Origin of the sequence: Nonomuraea jiangxiensis (assembly GCF_900099965.1) — a bacterium.
Classification (GTDB): Bacteria; Actinomycetota; Actinomycetes; order Streptosporangiales; family Streptosporangiaceae; genus Nonomuraea; species Nonomuraea jiangxiensis.
Map to the genome: position 1 here is coordinate 597,422 of NZ_FNDJ01000001.1, position 23,533 is coordinate 620,954.

At 72.3% G+C, this 23,533-nt stretch carries 16 protein-coding genes; 7 read left to right on the forward strand and 9 right to left on the reverse strand.

Going from position 1 to position 23,533, the window contains the following annotated elements:
* Positions 1-62: 62 nt before the first annotated feature.
* Genes BLS95_RS02515 through BLS95_RS02525 form a run of 3 tightly spaced genes read left to right on the forward strand, consistent with a single transcriptional unit; the run spans position 63 to position 3,582 of the window.
* Entirely contained in the window at positions 63-965 is a 903-nt protein-coding gene (locus tag BLS95_RS02515) for an LLM class flavin-dependent oxidoreductase (protein WP_090928643.1), read from the forward strand.
* A complete protein-coding gene (locus BLS95_RS02520) occupies positions 962-3,133 on the forward strand; it encodes an LLM class flavin-dependent oxidoreductase (protein WP_218135550.1) in 2,172 nt (723 codons plus the stop codon). Before BLS95_RS02515 ends, BLS95_RS02520 begins: the two co-directional genes overlap by 4 nt.
* 26 nt (positions 3,134-3,159) lie before the next feature.
* Positions 3,160-3,582, forward strand: a complete 423-nt coding sequence (locus tag BLS95_RS02525) for a DoxX family membrane protein (RefSeq protein WP_090928650.1) — start codon at positions 3,160-3,162, stop codon at positions 3,580-3,582.
* Between the two features lie 20 nt (positions 3,583-3,602).
* Here the strand turns inward: BLS95_RS02525 and BLS95_RS02530 are convergent, their stop codons facing one another.
* The 5 genes from BLS95_RS02530 to BLS95_RS02550 all read right to left on the reverse strand — a co-directional run bounded on the left by BLS95_RS02530 (position 3,603) and on the right by BLS95_RS02550 (position 11,035).
* Positions 3,603-4,721 carry an acyltransferase family protein gene (locus tag BLS95_RS02530; RefSeq protein ID WP_090928653.1) on the reverse strand — a complete coding sequence of 373 codons (1,119 nt, stop codon included), beginning with the start codon at positions 4,719-4,721 and terminating at the stop codon, positions 3,603-3,605.
* Positions 4,722-4,783: 62 nt separating this feature from the next.
* Complete coding sequence (locus BLS95_RS02535; RefSeq protein WP_342742666.1) at positions 4,784-6,373, reverse strand: flavin monoamine oxidase family protein; 1,590 nt, start codon at positions 6,371-6,373, stop codon at positions 4,784-4,786.
* A gap of 129 nt (positions 6,374-6,502) precedes the next feature.
* A complete protein-coding gene (locus BLS95_RS02540; RefSeq protein WP_218135551.1) occupies positions 6,503-8,002 on the reverse strand; it encodes an alpha/beta hydrolase in 1,500 nt (499 codons plus the stop codon).
* 123 nt (positions 8,003-8,125) lie between these two features.
* The gene (locus BLS95_RS02545; protein WP_090929173.1) at positions 8,126-9,700 is read right to left on the reverse strand and encodes an amidohydrolase; all 1,575 of its coding nucleotides are present in this window, start codon (positions 9,698-9,700) and stop codon (positions 8,126-8,128) included.
* Positions 9,701-9,766: 66 nt separating this feature from the next.
* A complete protein-coding gene (locus tag BLS95_RS02550; protein ID WP_090928659.1) occupies positions 9,767-11,035 on the reverse strand; it encodes an MFS transporter in 1,269 nt (422 codons plus the stop codon).
* Between the two features lie 133 nt (positions 11,036-11,168).
* Here BLS95_RS02550 and BLS95_RS02555 point away from each other — a divergent pair, with 133 nt between their 5' ends.
* Positions 11,169-12,653 carry a PucR family transcriptional regulator gene (locus tag BLS95_RS02555; protein ID WP_176992986.1) on the forward strand — a complete coding sequence of 495 codons (1,485 nt, stop codon included), beginning with the start codon at positions 11,169-11,171 and terminating at the stop codon, positions 12,651-12,653.
* A 14-nt stretch (positions 12,654-12,667) separates the two neighbouring features.
* Here the strand turns inward: BLS95_RS02555 and BLS95_RS02560 are convergent, their stop codons facing one another.
* Positions 12,668-13,885 carry a threonine synthase gene (locus tag BLS95_RS02560; RefSeq protein WP_090928666.1) on the reverse strand — a complete coding sequence of 406 codons (1,218 nt, stop codon included), beginning with the start codon at positions 13,883-13,885 and terminating at the stop codon, positions 12,668-12,670.
* Positions 13,886-14,333: 448 nt separating this feature from the next.
* On the opposite strand from BLS95_RS02560, the gene BLS95_RS02565 reads away from it, so the two are divergent.
* The gene (locus BLS95_RS02565; protein ID WP_090928669.1) at positions 14,334-15,356 is read left to right on the forward strand and encodes an aldo/keto reductase; all 1,023 of its coding nucleotides are present in this window, start codon (positions 14,334-14,336) and stop codon (positions 15,354-15,356) included.
* A 19-nt stretch (positions 15,357-15,375) separates the two neighbouring features.
* Here the strand turns inward: BLS95_RS02565 and BLS95_RS02570 are convergent, their stop codons facing one another.
* From BLS95_RS02570 to BLS95_RS58870, 3 genes are all read right to left on the reverse strand, one after another.
* Positions 15,376-16,047, reverse strand: coding sequence for a M15 family metallopeptidase (locus BLS95_RS02570; protein WP_245764775.1), 672 nt, complete (start codon positions 16,045-16,047; stop codon positions 15,376-15,378).
* A gap of 79 nt (positions 16,048-16,126) precedes the next feature.
* The gene (locus BLS95_RS02575) at positions 16,127-19,165 is read right to left on the reverse strand and encodes an AfsR/SARP family transcriptional regulator (RefSeq protein WP_090928673.1); all 3,039 of its coding nucleotides are present in this window, start codon (positions 19,163-19,165) and stop codon (positions 16,127-16,129) included.
* Positions 19,166-19,338: 173 nt separating this feature from the next.
* Positions 19,339-20,703 carry a CHAP domain-containing protein gene (locus BLS95_RS58870; protein ID WP_090928676.1) on the reverse strand — a complete coding sequence of 455 codons (1,365 nt, stop codon included), beginning with the start codon at positions 20,701-20,703 and terminating at the stop codon, positions 19,339-19,341.
* Positions 20,704-20,940: 237 nt separating this feature from the next.
* Between BLS95_RS58870 and BLS95_RS02585 the strand changes: the two genes are divergently transcribed.
* Positions 20,941-22,314, forward strand: a complete 1,374-nt coding sequence (locus tag BLS95_RS02585) for a hypothetical protein (protein ID WP_090928679.1) — start codon at positions 20,941-20,943, stop codon at positions 22,312-22,314.
* Positions 22,315-22,379: 65 nt separating this feature from the next.
* The coding region (locus BLS95_RS55360) for a hypothetical protein (RefSeq protein WP_090928682.1) at positions 22,380-23,533 on the forward strand (1,154 nt) is incomplete at its 3' end.

Genomic DNA, 23,533 nt, shown 5'->3' on the forward strand with positions numbered 1-23,533 from the left:
GTGGTTTGACAACACATCTCCACCAAATACAGTTTGTGGGACCGCACATCTGAGGGGATCACATGCCTGACTATGGCCACGACCTGCTGTTCGGGTCGTTCATCACCCCCGCCAACGCCGCTCCCGAACGTGTGCTCGACCTGGCACAGGTGTCCGAGGACGCGGACCTGGACCTGGTGACCTTCCAGGACCATCCCTACCAGCCGGCCTTCCTGGACACCTGGACGCTGCTGAGCTACGTGGCCGCGCGCACCGAGCGCATCCGCCTGTCCGGCAACGTGATCAACCTCCCGCTGCGCCCGCCCGCCGTGCTCGCCCGCGCGGCGGCCAGCCTGGACCTGCTCAGCGGGGGCCGGTTCGAGCTGGGGCTGGGCGCCGGCGGGTTCTGGGACGCCATCGAGGCCATGGGCGGCCGTCGCCTGAGCCCCGGGCAGGGCGTGGACGCGCTCAGCGAGGCCATCGACGTCATTCGCGGGATCTGGGACGCCGGCAACAAGGAGCGCTTCCGGCTCGACGGCACCTATTACCAGGTCGACGGGGCCAAGCGGGGGCCGGCCCCGGCGCACGACGTCGGCATCTGGCTGGGCGCGTACAAGCCCCGCATGCTCCGCCTGATCGGCGCCAAGGCCGACGGCTGGCTGCCCTCGCTGCCCTACTTCACGAGCGTGGACCAGTTCGCCGAGGGCAACGCGATCATCGACGCGGCCGCCGCCGAGGCGGGCAGGCCGCCCGCCGCGGTGCGGCGGCTGGCCAACATCAGCGGCCGGTTCGGGCAGGGCGGCGACCAACTGCTGTCCGGCCCGCCGGAGCAGTGGGCCGAGCAGCTCGCCGCGCTCACGCTGGAGTACGGCGTCAGCGGCTACATCCTCATGAACGACGACCCGGCGGTCCTGGAGCTCTTCGGCCAGGAGGTCGCCCCGGCCACCCGCGAGCTCGTCGCCGCCGAACGGTCGAGGAGGCGATGATGGACTACGCGCACCCGCTCCGGTTCGGCGCCCATGTGGTGGCGCGGACACCGCAGGAGGCGGCCGAGCGCGCCCGGCTGGCCGAGGAGCTGGGACTGGACCTGGTGACCGTCTCCGGCGAGGAGACCGATACCTGGACGTTGCTGAGCTGGGTCGCCGGCCGTACCGGCAGGATCGGCCTGGCGCCGCACCTGCTCGACGCGGCCGAATGGGCACCCGCCGTGCTCGGCCGGGCGGCGGCCGGCCTGGACCTGCTCGCCGGCGGGCGGCTGGAGCTCGGCCTGGGCGACGGCGCTGGGCGCTGGGAGGCGAGCGGCGTGCGTCCGCTGCCGCCCGAGCAGGCCGCCACCGCCTTAGGCGAGGCGATCGGCATCATCCGTGGCGTCTGGGGATCCGATACGCGCCTGCCGCTGCGGGCCGAGGGCGAGCACTACCGGATCGCCGGTGCGGAACGCGGACCGGCTCCCGCGCACAACATCCCCGTCTGGACCGGCGGCACCCGGCCGGACCCTGCCATCGCGGCGGGGGCCGACGGGTGGCTGACCACGTCCGGCGGGCTCGCCGCCGATCAGGCGGTCATCGACGAGGCGGCCGTCCGCGCGGGACGAGATCCGCGGGAGATCCGCCGCCTGGTCACCGTCGCGCCCCGCGCGGCAGCCCCGGAATGGACCGGCGAACTCGTGGCCATGGCCCTGGAGCACGGCGCCGGCACGTTCCTGGTGGAGGACGCGGACGAGGCGGCCCTGCGCAGGTTCGCCCAGGAGGTGGTTCCCGCCGTGCGGCAGGCCGTGGCCGCGGCCCGCGCCGCCCGAGGCGTCACCGAGGCGGCCGTGCCCAGCAGCCTCGTCCGGGCACACCGGCACCCGGGCATCGACTACGAGGCCGTGCCCGCCCACCTCACGACGATCGAGCCCGGCGACGCGGGTTACGCCCGCGTACGCTCGACCTACATGCGCGGCGGCTCGCCCGGCCTGGTGCTGCGGCCCGGCACGCCCGCCGAGGTCGCCGACGCCCTCGCCTTCGCCCGCGGCCAGCAGGTGCCGCTGGCCGTCCGCAGCGGCGGGCACGGCATCAGCGGGCGCTCCACCAACCACGGCGGCATCGTCATCGACGTCTCCCGGCTGAACGCCATCGAGGTGCTCGACAAGGAGACCCGCCGCGTCCGCATCGGACCGGGCGCCCGCTGGAGCGACGTCGCGGGCGCGCTGGCGCCGCACGGCTGGGCGCTCAGCTCCGGTGACTACGGCGGGGTGGGCGTCGGCGGGCTGGCCACCGCGGGCGGCGTCGGCTGGCTGGTCCGGGAGCACGGCCTGACCCTCGACCGCCTGCGGGCGGTCGACCTGGTGCTGGCCGACGGCTCGCTCGTCCGCGCCGACGACACGCGGAACGCCGAGCTGTTCTGGGCCGTACGGGGCGCCGGGGGGAACTTCGGCATCGTCACCTCCTTCGAGTTCGAGGTGGACGAGGTGGGCGAGGTCGGCTTCGCGCAGTTCGTCATGGACGCCAGTGACACGGCCGGGTTCCTGCGGCGCTGGGGCGCCGCGATCGAGGCCGCGCCCAGGGACGTCTCCGGCCAGCTGATCATCGGCCGTCCCCGTCCGGGGCAGCCGGTCATCGCGCAGGTCATGCTGGTGGTCGACGCCGACGACGCCGAGACGGTGCTCGACCGGCTGCGGCCCATCGCCGCCGTCGCGCCGCTGCTCGACCACACCATCCAGATCCTGCCGTACTCGGCGATCATGCATGTGCCGCCCGGCGGGCACGACGGGCAGGGCGATCCGGTGGCCCGCTCGGCTCTGGCCGACCACCTCACCGCCGACCTCGCCGCGGCGGCCACCCGCTTGATCATGAGCGGCGAGACGTACTTCTTCCAGATCCGTACGGTCGGTGGCGCGGTCTCCGACGTCCCCGCCGACGCCACCGCCTACGCCGGCCGCTCCGCGAACTTCCAGCTCGTCGCCTTCGGCCCCAGCCGCGCCCGGCTGGACGCGATCTGGGACCGCATGCGCCCGCACTTCTCGGGCATCTACCTCAACTTCGAGACCGACCTGCGCCCCGAACGCCTCGACGACGCTTTCCCCGGCGAGACCCTGCGGCGGCTACGGGAGCTCAAGCGCCGTTACGACCCCGCCAACGTCTTCCGCGACAACTTCAACATCACCCCCTGATAACCCCACCCCTGAGGAGGAACCCCATGAAACTGCCGATCAAGGCACGTACGCTGCCCGGCCGCCTGGCCACCGGCGCCTACATCCTGCACTCCGGCCTGGAGAAGTGGCGCGACGACGACGAGCAGCACGCCGCCGGCATCCACGGCACGGCCGCCAACGCCTTCCCGTTCCTGAAGTCGATGTCGCCCCGCAGGTTCATGCGCCTGCTCGCCGCCGGGGAGATCGCCACCGGCGCGGCGCTGCTGGCGCCGTTCGTCCCGGCGGCGGTCGCGGGTGCCGCGCTGACCGGCTTCTCCGCGAGCCTGGTCACCATGTACCTGCGCACCCCGGCCCTGCACAAGCCCGGCAGCGTGTGGCCGACTCCGGCGGGCATCGGCATCAGCAAGGACGTGTGGATGCTCGGCATCGGCATCGGCCTGATCGCGGACGCCGCCACCGACAAGTGAACACGAAGACTCCACCCGGCTCACCTGGCCGGGCGGGCTAACAGGCGCTTGCCGAGGCGCTGGGCGGGGGTCTCGATGAGGTGGTAGGTCAGCAGGCTGAGCGGGATCAGGGCGAGCAGGAACGGCGTCAGGCCCGGCACCACGTACAGCAGGAGCGGGTGCAGCAGGTAGAGGGAGAAGCTGATCATGCCCAGCCCCGCCAGCGGGCGCGGGAAGGCGCGCTCGCGCAGCGCGTACGCCAGCGCGAAGGCGGCGAAGGCCAGCACGATCGCCGGCGCCCAGCCGGAGTCGTCCTTGGCGGGGAGCCCGCACCCGAGCACGGTCGCCACCGCGACGGCGGCCGCGCGCCACGAGATCGTCCCCTGCTCGGCCCGGTGGATCGCCGTCCCGGCGAACATCGTGGCCAGGATGATCACGCCCTGCCAGGTGCCGCCCCGGCTGCCCAGGAACACCAGCGCCAGCCCGAGCAGCCCGCCCGCGACCGCGGCCACCGTCCGCGTCCTGCCGTGCCCGAGCACGGTGACCGCGATGGCCGCGACCACCGCCAGGTCGAGCAGCACGGCGGGCAGATCCGCCCCGCCGCCGATGGTGGCCCCCGGCAGCAGCAGCCCCAGCGGCACGGCCAGCACCGCCAGGCCGGTGGCGATGCCCGCGGACCTGCGCGCCTGCCCGGTCGCGAACAGCGCGACGCTCAGCAGGTAGAACGCCATCTCGTACGAGAGCGTCCACGTCACGTTGATGACCGGCGGCAGGTTGAGCAGTTCTTGGAGCATCGTCACGTTGCCGAGCACGACCAGGGGCAGCGGGCGCTCGCCGAGCCCCGGTTCGAGGGGCAGCACGCCCGCGTGGGCGAGCAGGAGCGCCAGGCCGCAGGCGGCCAGCAGCAGCGGGAGCAGGCGGAAGGCCCGGCCGGCCCAGAAGGCGCGCAGGTCGCCGCGCCGCTCCAGAGAGGCCGGGATGATGTAGCCGCTGACCAGGAAGAACACGAACACGCCCCACGTGCCCATGTCGATGTTGCGGTCCACCACCGCCCACAGGCCCGGCAGGAAGGTCCAGCCGGCGTGGTGCATGGTGACGGCCAGCGCTGCCGGTCCCCGCAGGGCGTCCAGCCAGGCCAGCCGGGCGGGGGCTGCGGACATCTGTCGGATTCTAGGCCATAAGCATTCAAGCTCCCGGTGGTCCGAGGGCAGGCGGGCTTCGGTCAGGAGGCCAGGACTCGTTGGTGCAGGTCGGTGACCGCCTTGCGGGCGGACTCCAGGGCGCCCGCCTGCCAGGCGATCATGTAGCTGAGCCAGTCGCCCGCGAAGTGGACGTGCCCGGCGGGCCTGTTCAGCAACTGGTAGGCGCCGGTGCGCGAGGGCCAGCCGACCCAGGCGCCCTCGATGTGCGGCTGGAGCTTCCACGCCACGGATACCGAGGAGACCAGCTCGTCGCGGTACTTCGCGCCGTGAATCTTCATGCCCTGCTCGATCGCGCGCCTCTCCCGCTCGCGATGAGGCAGGGCCGCATAGGCGTCGGCCTGGGCGCCGGTGTTGTAGTAGCCGACGACCAGGCCGCGCCGCCCGCCGTAGCCGTAGGAGGGATACCAGATGGCGGACAGGTCGAGGTCGGTGTTGGTGATACCGCCGTAGATGTCCTCGTCGGTCTCCCACCAGCGGCGGCGGTACTCCAGGCCGATCTTGCCTGCCGAGCTGACGGTCGGCGTGGCCAGCGCGGCCTGCACGTCGGGGCCGAGGTTGTGCGGTGTCCTGGCGAGGATGTGCGGCGGCATCGTGGCCACGCACAGGTCCGCGGTGAGGCGCCGGGTACGGCCGTTCGCGTCCTGGTACTCGACCTCGACGCCGTCCGGCAGGTCGGTGATCCTGGTGACCTTGGACCTGAGCCGGATCTTGTGCTTGCCGAGCGCGGCGGCTAACGCCCTGGGGATGGCGTCCATGCCGCCGACCGGCTGGAACATGAGCATCGCCTGGTCGTAACCGAGCTCGAAGGAGAAACGCTGGCCGACTCCGCTGGCGAACACCTCCGACATCGAGGGGACCGGGCCCAGCGTCACGCCGGGCTGCTCGCCCGCGCCCGGATCGAGGCTGTATCCCCGGCGCCCGCCGCCTTGGTACGCGAAGCCCTGCGTCTTGTTGCCGATCGAGCCGAAGCCGCGCAGGAAGGTGATGAGCCGTTCCTTGTCCGTGGCGGTGAGCCTGCCGTCCAGGGCGCCACTGTCGGTGGCGGTGGACAGCAGCTCGGAGACATACCCGAAGACGTCCGCCTTCGCCGTGCGCCAGCGCACCGGCGCGGCCATCCCGGCGCCCGCGTTGTAGATGTAGGCGTTGGCGTTGGCGTTGGTGAAGACCTCCAGGGGCACGCCCAGTTCGCGGGCGTAGTCCACGGTGACCATCCACTGCGCGAGCCGGCCCGGTCCGGCGTTGAAGTAGACGTCGTCGGAGAAGCGGGCGGTCTGGGTGGAGCCGTCGAGCTCGGTGAGGCGGTCGCCACCCCTGATGGTCCAGTTACGGCCGCCGACCCGGTCCAGCGCTTCCAGGATGACGCACTCGTAGCCGGCCTTGCCGAGTTCGTACGCGGTGGCCAGGCCGGCGACGCCCGCACCGAGCACGACCACCTTCTTGGCGGCCCGCCCGGTGAGGGTGAAGTCGGACGGCTGGGGCGGGACGAAGGCCGTGCGGGCCGCCGCCTCGGCGGTGGGCGCCAGGCCGAGCGCGCCCATCGTGGCGAAGAGCGCGCCCGCGCCGCCCGTCGTGCCCACCGCTGTCAAGAAACCACGTCTGCTGTAGCTCACGGCACCTCCAAGATCTCTGGAGGTGAGTGTGAGCGCGATCTGTTGCGGCGGATCGGTGATCAGGTTTCCCCCATGTATCCCCATCTGTCGGATATGTCAGGAAACGTCACCCGGGCTCAGGGGCCGGGTTCAGGGGGCGATGCCCACGTCACCGCGCCGGGCCAGGGCCCGCTCCTGCGCGGCGGTGAGCGCGGGCCAGTGGCGGGCGCCCGGCCGCGGCAGCACCCGGGAGGCGTAGTCGGCGGGCACGAAGCCGGGGTCGAAGTAGCAGCCGGTGCCGTAGACGGCGTCGAAGGCCGGGCAGGACGCGGCCAGCGCCCCGGCCGTGGGCTTGCGGCCGGTACGCACCCACGTGGCCAGCGCCGACATCGCGGTGGCGTACTCCGAGGCGCTCAGTTCGCTGTGCTCGCTCTCCCGGGTGAAGGTCTGCACGAGGTGGCCGGCGGAACGGGCGCCCTCCAGGCTGGCGCGGTAGGCCGCCTCGTGCTCGACGAACGCCGTGGGGTCGTCGATCGCGTGCATGGTGAGCACGGGCAGGGAGACCGCCCCGGTGATGTCGCTGTCGAAGGACAGGTCCCGTACCGCCCTCGGGTCGGCCGAGAACCGCTCGACCCCGGCGTTGAGCGCCTTGTCGTCATGGGACCCGGAGTAACGGATGGTCCGGTTGTCGAACGGGTTCCGGCCGCCGAGCCTGTTGTGCACGATGTCGCGGAAGGTGAAGGTGGCGAACCTCAGGTGGGATTCCAGCGTGCGCTCGGGGATCTTCGTCACCGCCAGGATGTCGTCGAGGTTGCGTTGCTGGAGGGGCGTGCGCTCGGCGGGCTGCAGGTCGTAGCCGGTGCACTCGCTCAGCCGGGCGCGCAGGCCGGTCGTCGTCATCGTCGAGTCCGCGCGCAGCCCCATCCACAGCGGATACTGCGGCTCGGTGGGGCGCGGGTGGTTGCGGCAGTAGTACTGGTAGACCACCCGCAGGTCCACCCGGTAGTCGTAACCGCGCGAGCCGCCCGCCAGCACGCCGCTGGTCAGCAGCACCCCGTCGTACGGCGAGCCCGGGCGGCGCCCGTAGATCTCGGCGACCTTGGCGGCCACGTTGCCGCCCCAGGACTGGCCGTGGACGTAGGTCCGGCGCGGCTGCCCGAACCTGTCGACGAACAGCCGCCGCAGGTTCTCGGTGTCCTCGGCCGCCATCCTGGTGCCGTAGCCGCCCCGGCGGTAGGCCGAGCCCGCCCAGGCATAGCCCTCGCGCACCATCACCGACCAGCGGGCCAGGTCCCCGGGGCTGCGCTCGGGGTCGGACTGCTCGGTCAGGTCGGGCCCGCCGTGGGCGTGCATGACCAGCGACCCGTTCCAGTCGGCCGGGATGGCGATCATGTAGTGGGCGCCGTTCCGGTCCTGCCCGCGGTAACAGGTCGCCTGCCCCGCGAGCACCTCCGGGCAGGGCGCGGGAGCGGGCCCGGTCGCCGCGGCTGCGGCTGCGGGTTCCGGTTCGGTCGCTGCGGTCGCGGGCGAGCCGAGCCCGGCCAGCAGCGCTCCCGCGAGCAGGCCGGTCAGCGCGATGGGCCCGCGCCGGCGGGGTCGGGGTCCGGAGGGTGTGTGGGGGGTGCGGCCGGGGGCCTGGCTGGTGTGCACGAAAGTGCTCCTCCTTCGTCAGCCCCGCGCCTCACTACGGCGCGGGGCTCCGATGTTAGGAAGAAGCACCTTTCAAGCGAATGTTTCGTCAATTGTGTTCGTAGATCCGGCTGGCGGCCGGGTTCAGGGGTGCGAGCGGTGCACGATCTGCCCGTCGAGCATGGTCAGCCACGCGTTCACGCCGGACAGGGAGCCGGCGGGCAGGGAGTGCACGTCCGCTTCCAGGACCACCACGTCGGCCAGCTTGCCGGGCGTGAGGGAGCCGATGCGGTCCTCCATGCGCAGGGCGTACGCGGCGTCGATCGTGTGCGCGCGCAGCGCCTCGTCCAGGGTGATCGCCTGCTCGGCCCCGATCGGCCCGCCCTCCCTGGTACGGCGGCGCACCGCGTTGGCCACCGTCTCCATGGGCCGCAGCGACGAGACGAACGAGTCGCTGGACAGCACCGGCCGCAGCCCCGCGTCCAGCTCCTCGCGCATCGGCTGCAGGCGGTGCCCCCGCCGCTCGCCGAGCCGGCGCAGGAAGTCGGTGCCGCTGTCGTGGAGGAAGTTCGGCTGGTTGACCGGGATCACGCCGAGTGCCGCGAACTCCTTGACCTGGGCGGGCGTGGGGTGCCCGCAGTGCTCGATCCTGGGCCGGGCGTCGTCCCCGGACACCGCCACCGCGGCCTTGATGGCTTCGAGCGAATAGCCCATCGCCCGGTCGCCCTGGGTGTGGATGCCGACCTGCCAGCCCGCCGTGGCGGCCCGCCGGACGAGGTCCACCAGCTCGCCGGGCCGGTGGTAGAGCGAGCCGGTGAAGCCCTCGCCGTACGGCTGCTCGAACATCGCGGTGCCGCCGAGCAGCGTGCCGTCGCAGTAGAACTTCATCGCGCCGAAGCGCAGCCGGTCGTCGCCGAACGGGCCGGCCAGGCCGATCGAGGCCAGCTCGTCCAGCATGTGCGACAGCGGCATGATCGCGGTCCGCACCGGCAGCGTCCCCGCCTCCCACGCGGAGCGGTAGACCAGCAGCTCGCGGCGCGACACCTGCGGGTCGCACACGGTCGTCACCCCGGCCCGCAGGTAGGTGTCCCCGGCCAGTTCCAGCCAGGAACGCAGCTGTTCGAGCGGCAGGTCCACGTGGAAGTTCGGGCCGTGGCAGCCGATGTCCACGGCCACCGGCAGCAGCAGCTCCATGGCCGAGTCCAGCACCATGCCGGTGAGCCGCCCGCCCTCGTCCCGGACGAACCCGCCGCCCGCCGGGTCTGCCACGTCCTCACCGATGCCGCGCCAGGCCAGCGCGGCCGAGTTGACCACCGCCTGGTGCCCGGACACGTGGTAGACGATCACCGGATGCTCGGTGGTGGCCTCGTCGAGCTGCCGCCGCGTCGGCCGGCCGCCGGGGAACTTCGCGTCGTCCATGCCGTACGCCCGGATCCACTGGCCAGCCGGGGTCCTGGCCGCCTCGGCGGCGATCACGGCCACCAGGTCGGCGGCGCTGCCCACGCCCGGGTAGCGGGCGTCCACCGCCACCAGCGTCTCCGCCGTGGACAGCAGGTGGTTGTGCGGATCGATGAAGCCGGGCACCACACTCCGCCCGCCGGCGTCGACGATCTCGGCGCCCGGACCGGCCGCGGCCAGCACGTCCGGCTCGCGGCCCACGGCCAGGATGCGGCCGTCTCGCACGGCCACGGCCTGCGCCGCCGGGTTCGCCGGATCCATGGTGATGACGTTCCCGCCGGTGATGACGGTGGTGGACAAGGCGTCTCTCCTCCTCTTCTGTGGTGTTCAGGCAGCGGTGGCGGGCACGCGGTCCCGGTGGCGGGGCGCCACGGCCAGACAGACCACGCTGAGCGCGCACATGGCGACGAGCAGGGCCACGGCCGGCCAGGCGGCGCCGCCGTACGCGCCGACGAGGGCGGTGGCGGCCAGCGGCGACAGCCCGCCGAAGATCGCGCCCGCGCCCTGGTAGGCGAGCGAGATCCCGGTGTAGCGCACCTGCGGCGGGAACATCTCGGCCAGCACGGCGGCCATCGGCCCGTACGTGCCCGAGGTCGCCAGCCGCATCAGGCCGAGCATCGCGAAGATCAGGAACGCGTTGTGCGAGCCGAGCACGGCGAACTGCGGCACCGCCAGCACGGCGGTGGCGACGAGGAACCAGATGGCGATCTTGCGCCCGCCGAACCGGTCACCCATCCAGGCGATGCCGAGCGTGGCGACCAGCTCGACGAACGAGGCGAAGCTCAGGCCGTTCAGGACGAGCTGCTCGGACTCGCCGGCCGACGGGCCGGTGGCGTACGACAGCAGGAACGTGGTCAGGAGGTAGTAGCCGCCGATGGCCACGGGCAGCGTGCCGACGCCGAGCAGCACCGACCGCCACGACACGCGGAAGACCTCCTTGATCGGCACGCCGGTCTTCTCGGCCCGCTCGAAGACCGGCGACTCCTCGACCCGCAGCCTGATGAACAGCCCGACCAGCACCAGCACGGCCGAGACGATGAACGGCACCCGCCAGCCCCACGTGTGCAGGGCCTCCTCGCCGAACAGGCTCACCAGGCTGAAGGCGCCGGTGGCCAGCAGCGCGCCCGCCGGGTTGCCGAGCTGGGCGAAACCGCCGTAGAACGTCTTCTTGCCCTCCGGCGCGTGCTCGACCGCCATCAGCGCGGCCCCACCCCACTCGCCGCCGACCGCGAGCCCCTGCACGAAGCGCAGCAGCACCAGCAGCACGGGCGCGAGCGCCCCGATGGAGTCGTACGTCGGCAGCAGCCCCACCGCGAACGTCGCCGCGCCCATCATGAGCAGCGTGACCACCAGCGCCGACTTCCGGCTGACCCGGTCGCCGAAGTGGCCGAACACGATGCCGCCGAGCGGCCTGGCGAAGAAGCCGACCGCGTAGGTGGCGAAGGAGGCCATGAGCGCCACCGTGGGGCTGGAGGCGTTCGGGAAGAACAGGTCGCCGAACAGCAGCGCGGCCGCCGTGGCGTAGACGTAGAAGTCGTACCACTCGATCGTGGTTCCGACGAAGGCGGCGCCGGCCGCCCGGGTGGCGCGATTCATGGATCCTCCGGGTGGTTCAGGGGGTGCGACGACGATATGCGCAGGTCGGAAGGATCGGACCCGGGGCGAAACGCACCATAGAAGGTGTTTTAGGGTGCGTTATGCACATCGGGACGCCGCCGGGGGAGCAGCCATGGCATTGAGGGTCGCCCAGGTCATGACCCTGCCCGGGATGGGCATGCGGCTGCTGGCCGGGCGCGCCGGGCTGGCCCGCGTGGTGCGCTGGGCACACGTGTCGGAGCTGACCGACCCGGTGCCGTGGCTGCGCGGGGACGAGCTGGTGATGACCATCGGCCTGGGACTGCCGGCCGACACGGACGGGCGGCACGCCTACGTCGCGCGGCTGGCGGGCGCGGGCTGCGCCGCGCTCGCGTTCGCGCTCGGCGAGGGGCTGGCCGAGGTCCCGGCGGAGGTGCTGGCCGCCGCGGACGAGCACGGCCTGCCGATCCTGGAGATCCTGACCTCGTTCATCGAGGTGACCGAGGCCGTCGCCCGGTGGCACGCCGACGAGCGCGTACGCGGCGAGCGCCGGGTCGTGGCCGCCCAGGAGGCCATGGCGCGGGCCGCGCTGCTGTCCGGCACGCCGGGCATCCTGCGGACCCTGGCCGAGCACACGAGCGGGGAGGCCCTGCTGCTGGACCCGCATGCCGGGCCCAGGGCGGCGGCGCCGGAGGGGGAGCGGCCCTGGCACGCCCGGGCGGTGGAGGCGGCCAGGAGCGCGGCCCGGCGCAGCGCCGGCGTGCTGGACGACGGCCTGCACGCCGTCCAGGTGCAGAGCCTCGGCTTCTCCGGGCCGCCGACCGGCTGGCTGGCGGTGCGCACCGCCTCGCCGCTGGAGTGGCATGCCAGGATGCTTACCAACCAGGCTGCCTGCCTGCTCGCCATGGAGCTGTTCGGCGTGCGGGCCGGGCGGGTCAAGGCGCACGCGCAGCGGGGGAGGCTGCTGGCCGCCGTGCTCGACGGCGGGCTGTCACCGGGCCGGCTGGGCGAGTTGTGCCCGGTGGCGGCGCCGCCGTACGAGGTGGTGGTGACGCGGCCTGGGGTGCCGGCGGAGGCGGCGCTGGAGGCGCTGGAGGAGGTGGTGGCCGATCCGGAGGCCGGGGAGCTGGCGTTCGTCTGCGACCGGCCGGACGGCACGCTGTTCGTGCTGCCGGAGAGCGACCGGCGGCTGGGTGCGGAGCTGTGCGCGCGGCTGGGGGTGCCGGGCGGCGGCTGCCGGGCGCTCGGCCTGGACGAGCTGCCCGCGGCGGTGCGGCAGGCCGCCGCGCTGGCCGCCCGGGGCGGCGGCTACACCCACGCCGACGAGCTGGAGACCTCGGCGCTGCTGAAGGACGCGCTCGTGCCCGACGCGGCACACCGCTTCGCCGCCGCCGTGCTGCGGCCGCTGCGCGAGCACGAGGCGCGGCACGGCGGCGACCTGGTGGCCACCGTCCGCGCCTACCTGGAGGCGGGGGAGAACCTGGAGCTGGCGGCGCGGCGGCTCGGCGTGCACCGCAACACCCTGCGCCGCCGCCTGGCCGTCGCCGAACGGGTCGCGGGCCGGCCCTTCACCGACCCCGGTCACCGCCTCCAGCTCTGGCTCGCCGTCTCCCTGGACGACCTGGTGCCACCCGGCTGAGCCCTTGGCCGCGGTCAGACGAGGTGGCCGTCCACCGGGAGGATCGGCGCGTCCACCGGGACGGTCTGCGGGTACTTGATGCCGGCGCCGGTGTTCAGCACCACCACCTCCTCGTCCGCGCCGATCCAGCCCGAGGCGCGCAGCTTGCGGGCCGCGGCGAAGGCCGCCGCGCCCTCCGGGCAGACATAGGCGCCCTCCAGGGCCGCGACCTCACGCAGCTCGGCCAGCAACTCCGCGTCGGTGACCGTGATCGCCGTGCCCGAGGTCTCGGCCAGCGCCCGCAGGATGAGGAAGTCGCCGAGCGGCTTGGGCACGTTGATGCCGAAGGCCACCGTGCGGGAGTCGGCCCAGAACTGACTCTCCGGCTCCCCGCGCTCGAACGCGCGGACGATCGGCGCGCAGCCCTCGGCCTGGACCGCGACCAGCCGCGGCGACGGCCCCGAGATCCAGCCGAGCTCGCGCAGCTCGTTCAGCGCCTTGTGGATGCCGATCAGCCCCACGCCGCCGCCGGTCGGGTAGAGGATCACGTCGGGGGTGCGCCAGCCGAGCTGCTCGGCGATCTCGATGCCCATCGTCTTCTTGCCCTCGATGCGGTACGGCTCCTTGAGCGTCGAGGTGTCGAAGACCCGGCCTTCCGAGGCCGCCACCAGCTCGCCCACGATCCGCCCGGCATCGCTGATCAGCCCGTCCACCAGGTGCAGGTCCGTACCCGAGGCCACGCACTCGCGCCGGGTGATCTCCGGCGCGTCCACCGGCATGACGACCGTGGCGGCCAGCCCGGCGCGGGCGCCGTAGAGCGCCCAGGCGGCGCCGGCGTTGCCGTTGGTGGGCATCGCCAGCCGCTTGATGCCCAGCTCGGCCGCGCGTGACACGCCGACCGCGGCGCCGCGGGCCTTGAACGAGCCGGTCGGGATCAGGCCCTCGTCCTTCATCAGCAGCCGCGGCAGGCCGATGCGCTCGCCGTAACGGGGCATCGGCAGCAGCGGCGTCATCCCCTCGCCGAGGGTGGTCACCGCCGACGGGTCCCGGACCGGCAGCAGCTCGTGGTAGCGCCACAGGTCCGGCGTGCGCTGGGCGATGTCGGCCGGGCTCACGGAGGCGCGGACGGCGGCCAGGTCGTAGCGGGCCAGCAGAGGCGAGGAGCACTTCGTGCACAGGTTCTGCGGGCGCTCACTGTCGTGGACGGCTCCGCAGCGGCCGCATTCCAGGTGGGACAACTGGCTGAATGTCACGCATGCTCCCTCAACGCTCGGACGGCCCACGGTCGCCGGGCGGCGGGGCGTGGCGCCTCCCCGGAGCCTCGGCGGCATCGGTCGAGCCGGACATAACCTGATAAAAACCCTCCCCATCGTAGGGGAATCGTTGTCCGGAACCCCACGCCGGGCTCGTGCGGGCCGACGTCAGAAGAGCAAGTTGACGATGACGGTCAGCAGGACCGACAGCAGGATCGACACGACGATCATCGTCAGGCATCCGGCCCAGCCCCCGAGCGGCCGGATGTCCCAGTTTCCGAAGCGCATGACCGGCGGCTACCCCGGCACGGGGCGCGCAAGCGCGGGGGGCGCTATCGGTCCCCGGACGATGACGCATGAGCGCCGGACGATCGCGCATTCCCCGTCACGTGCCGACTTTCATACCATTTGGGCTGTTTGACGGGTTTCGCGGACGAGAGGATCACCCGTGCAGTACGAGCAACTCGGTTCCACTGGAGCCTTCGTGTCCCGCGTCGCCCTGGGGACGATGACCTTCGGCGGGGCCGGGACCCAGCCGTGGGACCTCCTCGGCGCGCTGGACCTGAAGGCCGCCGACCGGCTGGTGGGCATGGCCCTGGACGCCGGGGTGAACCTCGTCGACACCGCCGACATCTACGCCGGCGGCGAGTGCGAGGAGTTCCTGGGCCAGATCCTCGCCGGGCGCCGCCGCGACGTCGTGCTGGCCACCAAGCTCTATGCCCGGATGGGGCCCGGGCCGAACGACGCGGGGCTGTCCCGCATCCACGTGATGCGCTCGCTGGAGGACAGCCTCCGCCGGCTGCGTACCGATCATGTCGACCTCTACCAGATCCACAGCTTCGACCCGGTGACCCCGCTGGAGGAGACCCTGTCGGCGCTGGACGACGCGGTCCGGCAGGGGAAGGTCCGCTATGTCGGCGCCTCCAACCTGGCGGCGTGGCAGCTCGCCAAGGCCCTGGGCGTCTCCGAGCGGCACGGGCTGGCCCGGTTCGTGTCCCTCCAGTCGTACTACTCCCTCGTCGGCCGCGACCTCGACCGGGAGATCCTGCCCCTGATCCGCGAGGAGCGGCTCGGCATGCTGGTCTACAGCCCGCTGGCCGGCGGGTTCCTGTCAGGGAAGTTCGGGCGCGAGGGCGTGAGCGACGCCTCGGCCCGGCAGGCCCAGGTCGAGAACCCGCCGATCGACCGGGAGCGCGGATACGACGTCATCGACGTGATGCGTGCCGTCGCCGCGCGGCACGGGATCGGCGTGGCCACCGTCGCGCTCGCCTGGGTGCTGGCCCAGCCCGGCGTCACCAGCGTCATCGTGGGCGCCAAGCGCCCCGACCAGCTGACCGAGAACCTCGGCGCGGCGGACGTCCAGCTGACGGAGCAGGACCTGGCGGAGCTGGAGGCCGTCAGCGCCCTGCCGCCCTCCTACCCCGGCTGGGTGCAGGCGGGAGCCCACCCGTCCCGCCTGCCCCAGGGATAGCCGAACGTATCGCCGGCCCTCAGCGGCCGGGGCCGTCGCTGATGCCGTAACGGGCGAAGCGGGAGCCCGTGACGAAGGCCCAGTAGCGGTCGCCGTAGGACCAGTGCCACCACTCGGTGGGGTAGTTGACGAAGCCGGCCGACGCCATGGCGGTGCCCAGGGTGTCGCGGTTGAGGCGGGCCTCGGCGGAGATGTCCGGGTAGGCGGTGTAACACGCCTCGTCGCTCTCCGGCGGGGTGGCGTTGACCTGCGTGCCCATCGGCAGCTCGACACCGGAGACGGTGCACAGGGTCAGGTCCACCGCGCCGCCGCTGACGTGCGGGGCCACCTCGGGCGGGGAGACGTACCTGCTGGCCTCCAGCCGGGCCCGGGGCTCGTCCCAGCCGGGATGCGCCGCCCGGTGCGCGGCCACGGACGCGTCGAAGTAGCGATGCTGCAGGGCCGCCGGCCGGAACCCCTCCACCACCAGCAGGCGCAGCCTGCGTGGCAGGCTGGTCTGCGCGGCGATCAGGCGGTCGGCCACGCTCAGCCGCACGTGCGCGAACGCGCCCTCGCTGTCGGCCAAGCGCCGGTCGACCCGGACCGCCTCCAGCGTGCGCAGGTCCACGAGGGGTTCGCCACACTCCTTCACCAGCACCTCGGCGATCCGCGGGTCTGACAGGAGCACGATCTCCGGCAAGGAGGCCTCCATGATGGTTCCAAGGACGCTCCCACTTGAGACGCCGAGCCCCATGATGCGGTGGCGCGCTCCAAGAACGCTGTAAAGCCGCTCAACCGCCGAGCTCGCGGTACTCCCTGGCCTCGTGCAGCCGGAAGATCTCCAGGGCCTCGGCCAGGGCCGCCTTGGCGGCGGCGTCATCGCCCAGCGCTTCGTGCACCTGGGCCAGGTCACGCAGGGTGCGCGCGCGGAACAGGACGGTCCGCAGCGTCTCCCACAGCGCCAGCGACTCCTCCAGGTGGCTCTTGGCCTGGTAGAGCCGCCCCTCGGCGAGATCGAGCTCGCCGAGCGTGCGCAGCGTGCACGCCTCGCCCCAGCGGTCGTTGAGCGCCCGGATCGCGGCGAAGGCGTCGTCCAGGTCCCGGCGGGCCGCGTCGAACCGGCCGAGCCGGAGCAGGGTCTTGGCCAGGGAGCGCATGCAGTACGCCTCCATCAGCCGGTCGCCCAGGTCACGGAAGATCTCCAGCGCCTGCCCTGACAGCTCCTCCGAGCGTGCCAGCTCGCCCCGGGCACGGTGGTACAGGGCCAGGTTGCGCAGGGTCAGCCCCTGGCCGCGGCGGTTGCCCTCCTCCTGGTAGAGGGCCAGCGCGGCACTCAGGTCGCCCCAGGCCGCCGGGTAGTCCCCGCGCTCTAGGTGCACGGTGCCGGCCAGCCGCTTGACGTGCGCGAGCGCCGCGGGGTCGGCGAGGTCGGTCCACAACCGGCTCGCCCGGCCCAGGAAGTGCAGCGACTCCGGCAGGTAGCCCTGCTCGCGGCAGGCGGCGCCGAGGGCGGCGAGGGTGGTGGCCTCCCCCCGGGGGTCCCGCGCCGAGCGGAACAGGGACAACGCCTGGCTGAGGTACTCGCGGGACTCGGCGAAGCGGTCGCGCTCGTAGTGCAGGTGCCCGAGGCCCGCCAGCAGGGTCGCCTCGCCCAGGGCGTTGTCCGTCCGCCGCGCCACCGCCAGAGCCGCCTCGTGGGTGCGGTGCCAGGCCGCGAAGGGGTTGTCGAAGACGTACTGGCTGCCCTCGAAGGCCACCGAGGACAGCGCGGCGGCCAGCTCCACCGCGATGTCGTCGAGGTCCAGCGCCGCCGCCAGCTCCACCGCGACGATCAGCGCCTCCTCCTCGCCGCGGAACCACTCGTGCGGGTCGGCGAGCACCATCCGCGCCACCTCCTCCGCCACCGGCCGCGCCAGGCCGAGGGAGGCGCGCATCGGGATCGCCCCGTTGGGCATGGCCTCGCTGATCCGCTCGACCAGCCACAACCATCCGCCGAGCACCCTGCGGACCATCGCCGTGCGGGCCGCTTCCGGCTCCTCCGCGTGCGCCCGCTCCCGCGCGAACAGCCGGATCAGGTCATGCAGCCGGTAGCGGGTACGGCCGGCGGCGTCCGTGTCCACCACGCTCGCCAGGGACGCGTCCACGAGGTGGTCCAGCACCTCCTCCGCCTCGTCCAGGCCGGTCTCCATGACCGCCGCCGCCACCCACACCGGGAAGTACGGCAGGCCGAGCAGGCCCAGGCGGCGCAGCGCAGCCCGCGCCTCCGGCGGCAGCAGGTCGTAGCTGAGGGCGATGCCGGCCCGCACCTCCTGGTCCCCGGCGGCCAGCTCGTCCAGCCTGCGCTGCTCGTCGGCCAGCCGGTCGGCCAGCCTGGCCACCGACCACTGACGCCGCGAGGCCAGCCGCGCCCCGCAGATGCGCAGGGCGAGCGGCAGGCCACCGCACTGCCGTACGATCCGCAGCGCCGCGTCCGCGTCGTCGGCGATCCGCCCGGGACCGGCGACCTGCTCCAGCAGCCGCAGGGCCGCCTGGTCCGGCAGCAGGCCGAGGTCGAGCACCGTGGCGCCGGCCAGCCCGGTCAGCCGGTTGCGGGAGGTGACGATCACCCCGCAGCCAGGGGCGCCCGGCAGCAGCGGCCGAACCTGCCGCTCGGCGGCGGCGTCCTCCAGGACGACCAGCTTGCGCCGGTCGGCCAGCAACGTGCGGTAACGGGCGGCGCACTCCTCCAGCGTGCCGGGCGGCGACGCGCCGGGCTCCAGCTCGCGCAGCAGCCGGCCGAGCACCTCCTGCGGGGTGGCCGGCGCCTCCGTGGTGCCGCGCAGCTCGACGTGCAGCTGGCCGTCGGGGTAGAGGTGCGCGATCTCGTGCGCGGCACGCAGCGCCAGGGCCGACTTGCCCACGCCGCCAGGCCCGAAGATCACGCAGACCGGCATGGCGTCCGGCCTGGTGAGGCGGTCGCGCAACTCCGCGATCTCCGCCTCGCGGGCGGTGAAGTCGGGCGGCGGGGAAGGCAGTTGCCGGGGCGGGGGAGCCTTGGCCGGCGGTTGCCGGGGCGGGGCGGCTGCGGGAGCCTTGGCCGCGCCCAGCAGCGCGGGGTCGGAGCGCAGGATCGATTCGTGCGCCTGCCGCAGCTCGGGACCGGGCTCGACGCCCAGCTCCTCGATCAGTACCTGCCTGCCCTGCTGGTAGGCCGCGAGCGCGTCCCCCTGCCGGCCGGCCCGATAGAGCGCCACCATGAGGTCACGGCGCAGCAGCTCACGGGCCGGATGCACCGCGACCAGCCCGGTGAGCTCGTCGATCAGGCCCTCGTCCCGGCCCGCCGCCAGGTCGGCCGAGATCCGCTCCTCGACCACCGCCAGCCGAAGCTCCTCCAGCCTGGCCGCCTCCGCGCGCAGGAAGGTGTCGCCGATGCCGCCCAGGGCCGGGCCCCGCCACAGCTCCAGGCCCGCCCGGAAACGGTCCGCCGCCTCCCGGTGGTCCCCGTCGCGCGAGGCCCGCCGTCCCTGGTCGACGAGGCGTTCGAAGACGTCCTTGTCCAGGGCGCCCGGCGGGATCTCGGTGGTGTAGCCCATCCGGTGCGAGACGATGATCCCCGGCAGGTCCGCGTTGGTGAACGCGCGGCGCAGCGAGGCGACGTACGTCTGCAGCACTCCGCGCGCGGTCGGCGGCGGATCGTCCTGCCAGATCGCCTCCATCAACCGCTCGACGGTGACCACGCGACCCGCGTCCAGCAGCAGGGCGGCGAGCAGGGCCCGTGGTTTGCCGCCCCCGAGGCGGACCTGCCGCCCGTCGCTCCACACCTCAACCGGACCGAGGAGCCGTAACTCCATTGGTTCTCCCAAAAGGCTCGGCCGACCCCTCCTAAACCCTAGGGTTTACCGGCGCGGTATACCAGAGTTGGGTTTCTGCGGAAAATCCCAATAAAACGCGAAGGGACCCCGGGGGTTCCCGGAGTCCTTCGCGGTGCCCTGTCCTTGTTGACGGTGTTTGGGTTGGCGGTGTTTCAGCTGACGGTGGCGGGTTGGGTGGACAGCAGGGTCTGGGTCCAGCCGCCGGCATCGACGGTCCCGAGGCCGGCCACGTCTGCGCCGTTGCCGTCGTGGGGGTTGGCGTCGAGGTAGCGGTGCATGGAGCCTTCGGGGCGGTGGCCGTAGTAGACGCCGCCGCCGGGCGACATCAGGTAGTCGAAGACCTGCCAGGTGGTGTCGCGCAGCTGGTAGCGGGTGAAGCTTTCGACCCCGTTGATCCGGTACGAGATGAGCTGACCGCTCTGCGTGGTGCCGAGCAGCCAGTTGGAGGCGGTGGCGGTGAGGGTTTTGAGGGTGAAGCCGCCGCCGATCAATTCTCCGGCGGAGATGTTGGACAGGGCGGGCTTGGTGGCGTTGATGGTGTAGCGGCGTAGCACGCCGCCGGCGATGCCGAACAGGTGGGTGTTGCCGTCGTAGGCGAGCAGCTCATGGGTGTATCCGGTGCCCAGCAGGACGGGTGGGGAGAAGACCAGGCTGTCGCGGTTGGTGATGACGTCGATCTGGTACAGCCTGCCCTCGGCGCTGTCCTCGGTGACGAGGATGGTGTTGAAGTTCAGGGTGGCCATCGCCTTCGGCGTGAAGCCCAGGGTGGCGGTGGAGGTGACCGCGCCATGGGTGCGCTGTCCGGTGGCGGCGTCGATCGCGGTGTAGGTCAGCCGGCCGTCGGCCAGCACCCCGTACACCGAAGCCGTGCCCTGGACCTCGGCCGCTCCCACGGGAGCGCTGTAACCGACGATGTCGGCGTTGGAGCGGGAGTAGGAGTTGGCCTTGATCCGGTCGCCGCTGTTGCCCTCGATCGTGTAGACCGTGCTGGAGTTCGCCGAGGTCACGATGCCCACGTGGTCGATGTCGCCGCTCTGGTCCCAGTCGAAGACGACGGCGTCGCCGGGTTGCGGCAGGTAACCGCTGGCGCGGGTCCGCCAGGTGCCGTGTGCGACGCCGTAGTCCTTGAACGACGACGCCCAGCCGGTGAGGATGCCGCCGCTGCCCTCGGGCACTTCGGCGTACGGCACTCCGGCGTTCCGCCAGACGTACTTGGCGAAGTCGGCGCACCAGTCGCTGTTGCGCCACTGGACGCCGTCGCCGGACGGGCAGCCCGTGGCGGGCTTCCAGCTCCGGAAGTAGCCGGTGTAGTAGTTGCAGCCGCTGCCCATCGGGGACTCGTGATTGCGTGCGGTGTTGCCGAGCTGGTCCTGCGCGACGGAGACGATGGCCGGACGGGAGACCGCCGACGCGGGAGCCGAGGTGAGCATGACCGCGCCCATGGCCACGACGGTCACGGCCAGAGCAGGGCGCAGCCGGCGGTATAAGACGGCGGCGTTTGGCACGGAAGGTTTCATGGCCCGAAGTGTTCGCCGCCGTTCTGCAAAGCCGCTTCAAAGCCGCTCCAACCCGCCTTTCCGGCTCTCTCGCCGCACTTCACGCCAGTTACGCCGTTCCGCCCGACCTCGTTAACGGAACCGCCGGCCCTTTTCCCGGGCTTTCGTTTGGAGGCGGATTGGAGTGGAGCTACAGGAGCGGCTGGCAGCTTTCTTGGCGACCGGCAGTGGCCGGGTCGATCAGAAAGGAAAGGCTCCATGACGAGATTCCGCGCACTCCGCCGGTCTGTCTCCCGCTGCCTCGCCGCGGCTTTCGCGGTCGGTGTGGCGACGTTCGGCTTGACCGCACTGGACGTTGCCGGCCGGGCGGCGCAGGCGCACGCCGCGAGCGTGCCCAACGGCACCATCACCCGTTCCGAGGTGCTCGCCCGGGCGCAGAACTGGGTCGATCGCAATGTCAGGTACAACAAGACCCGGGCTTCCGGCACGTTGATCACGGACGTGGAGGGCGACAACCGGTACGGTCCCGACTGTTCGGGCCTCGTCTCCATGGCGTGGCACATCACCGCGAACGCCGGCAAGGGCGGCAACAGCACCGCCGACTTCTTCAACTACAGCTCCCTCGTCCGCTTGGGGAGCATGCACGACCTGCTCCCCGGGGACGCGATCCTGCGCGACGGGCACATGGAGCTCTTCGCGCGTTGGAAGGACGCGGGCGACCACACCAAGGGCGCGTGGACGTACTCGCTGAACGGGACCGGCAGCCCCGACTCCAACGGCTGGGAGAACGACTGGGCGAAGGGTCCCACGGCCAACTCCCACAGCCAGCGCGGGGACGAGTCGTGGTCGAGCATGACCGGCAGCTACATCCCCGTCAGGTACGCAAGGATCGTCAACGACTCGCCGCCGGTCCAGGGCACGGCTTCGGTGTACGGGGTGCTGGCCGACGGCCGGCTGACCTACACCGCGATCGACGCCGCCACCGGGCAGCGCACCCATGGCGCGGTCACCTCCACCGCCACCCTGGGCTTCACCCCCAAGGCGATGGCCACCCTCAACTTCAACACCATCCTGGTCACCGAGGACAGCCCCGAGGGCAGGCTGTACCGGATCGACGTGATCACCAACCGGGACAGCCTGGTCTTCTCGCCGCCGGTCCTGCTGGGCACCGGTTACACGCATGAGCTGCTCGCCTACGACGGCAACAGTCATCTGTTCGGCATCGCGGGCGGGGTGCTGCGCCGGTACACGGTCAACGCCGCCAAGCCGGCCCTGGCCAACATCTCCGCCGGAGAGCTGATCGGCGGCGGCTTCACGCTGAAGACCCTCACCGCCACCGCGTCGAACTGGCTCCTGGGCACCACACAGAGCGGTCAGCTGATCTCCTACCGGATCAACGGGGTCGAGAGCTTCACCCGCTACCAGCTGCGCGACACCACCTGGCAGGTCTTCGACTACCTGATGTCCCCCGGCGGCGTCTACTACGGCCACCGCCCCGAAGGGTCGATGCACCGCTACCTCGACGCCAACCCCCACGACGGCAACGGCGCAGACGTGGCCGGCCTCGGCACCGTCGACGCCGGCGGCTGGACCCAGACCCTGCTGTCCACCCAACCCGCCACCGTCAGCTGAAACACCACCCGAAACCCACGTGCCGGTCGGCAGCGGCCGGATTCACTTGAAGGGCTCTATCACCCATGTCCAGATTCACCCTCGCGGCCGTGACGGCCGTCACCGCACTCGTCTTATCGGCCGCGGCGCAGCCCGCGATGGCCGACCCGCAGCCGGAGCCCAGCGCGGCATCGAACATCACCGCCGCCTACCAGCTCGCCGCCTGCGACCCCAGCGGCACCACCTCCACCGACACCGCCCTGGCCAACCAGCTCAACGGCACGCTCAAGGCCAAGATGCGCGGCTACATGTCCGCCTACCGCGTGTCCTGCGCGCGGATGGTGATCAAGGCCGTGCACGACCGCGGCCTGGACCCGCGAGCAGCCGTGATCGCGATGGCCACGACCATCGTGGAGACCAGCATCCAGAACATCAGCGAGGAGGTCGACCACGACAGCCTGGGGCTGTTCCAGCAGCGCGCGTCCTGGGGGAGCGCGTCCCAGCGCCTCAACCCGACGTGGGCCACCAACGCCTTCCTGGACAAGATGATCCGGGTCTACCCGAACAACAGCTGGCGGACCGCGCCGGTCGGCGAGGTGGCGCAGGCCGTCCAGGTGTCCGCCTATCCGGACCGCTATCAGGTCGAGGCCGGCGACGCGCAGATCATGGTCAACACCATCCTGCCGTACGTCAGCGCGCCGAGGGGCACGGCTTCGGTGTACGGGGTGCTGGCCGACGGCCGGCTGACCTACACCGCGATCGACGCCGCCACCGGGCAGCGCACGCACGGCGCGGTCACCTCCACCGCCACCCTCGGCTTCACCCCCAAGGCGATGGCCACCCTCAACTTCAACACCATCCTCGTCACCGAAGACAGCCCCGAAGGCCGGCTGTACCGGATCGACGTCATCACCAACCGCGACAGCCTCGTCTTCTCCCCACCCGTCCTCCTGGGCACCGGATACACCCACGAACTGCTCGCCTACGACGGCAACACCCACCTGTTCGGCATCGCCGGCGGGGTGCTGCGCCGCTACACCATCAACGCCACCAAGCCCGCCCTGTCCAACATCTCCGCTGGACAGCTGATCGGCGGCGGCTTCACGTTGAAGACGCTGACCGCGACCGCCTCGAACTGGCTCCTGGGCACCACCTCAGGGGGCCAGCTCATCTCCTACCGGATCAACGGCGTCGAAAGCTTCACCCGCTACCAGCTGCGCGACACCACCTGGCAGGTCTT

Excerpts from the sequence above, each read along its gene's own strand:
- BLS95_RS02515 (WP_090928643.1), top strand. The coding sequence starts at position 63 with ATGCCTGACTATGGCCACGACCTGCTGTTCGGGTCGTTCATCACCCCC.
- BLS95_RS02520 (WP_218135550.1), top strand. The coding sequence starts at position 962 with ATGATGGACTACGCGCACCCGCTCCGGTTCGGCGCCCATGTGGTGGCG.
- BLS95_RS02525 (WP_090928650.1), top strand. The coding sequence starts at position 3,160 with ATGAAACTGCCGATCAAGGCACGTACGCTGCCCGGCCGCCTGGCCACC.
- BLS95_RS02530 (WP_090928653.1), bottom strand. The coding sequence starts at position 4,721 with ATGTCCGCAGCCCCCGCCCGGCTGGCCTGGCTGGACGCCCTGCGGGGA.
- BLS95_RS02545 (WP_090929173.1), bottom strand. The coding sequence starts at position 9,700 with ATGGATCCGGCGAACCCGGCGGCGCAGGCCGTGGCCGTGCGAGACGGC.
- BLS95_RS02550 (WP_090928659.1), bottom strand. The coding sequence starts at position 11,035 with ATGAATCGCGCCACCCGGGCGGCCGGCGCCGCCTTCGTCGGAACCACG.
- BLS95_RS02555 (WP_176992986.1), top strand. The coding sequence starts at position 11,169 with ATGGCATTGAGGGTCGCCCAGGTCATGACCCTGCCCGGGATGGGCATG.
- BLS95_RS02570 (WP_245764775.1), bottom strand. The coding sequence starts at position 16,047 with ATGGAGGCCTCCTTGCCGGAGATCGTGCTCCTGTCAGACCCGCGGATC.
- BLS95_RS02575 (WP_090928673.1), bottom strand. The coding sequence starts at position 19,165 with ATGGAGTTACGGCTCCTCGGTCCGGTTGAGGTGTGGAGCGACGGGCGG.
- BLS95_RS58870 (WP_090928676.1), bottom strand. The coding sequence starts at position 20,703 with ATGAAACCTTCCGTGCCAAACGCCGCCGTCTTATACCGCCGGCTGCGC.
- BLS95_RS02585 (WP_090928679.1), top strand. The coding sequence starts at position 20,941 with ATGACGAGATTCCGCGCACTCCGCCGGTCTGTCTCCCGCTGCCTCGCC.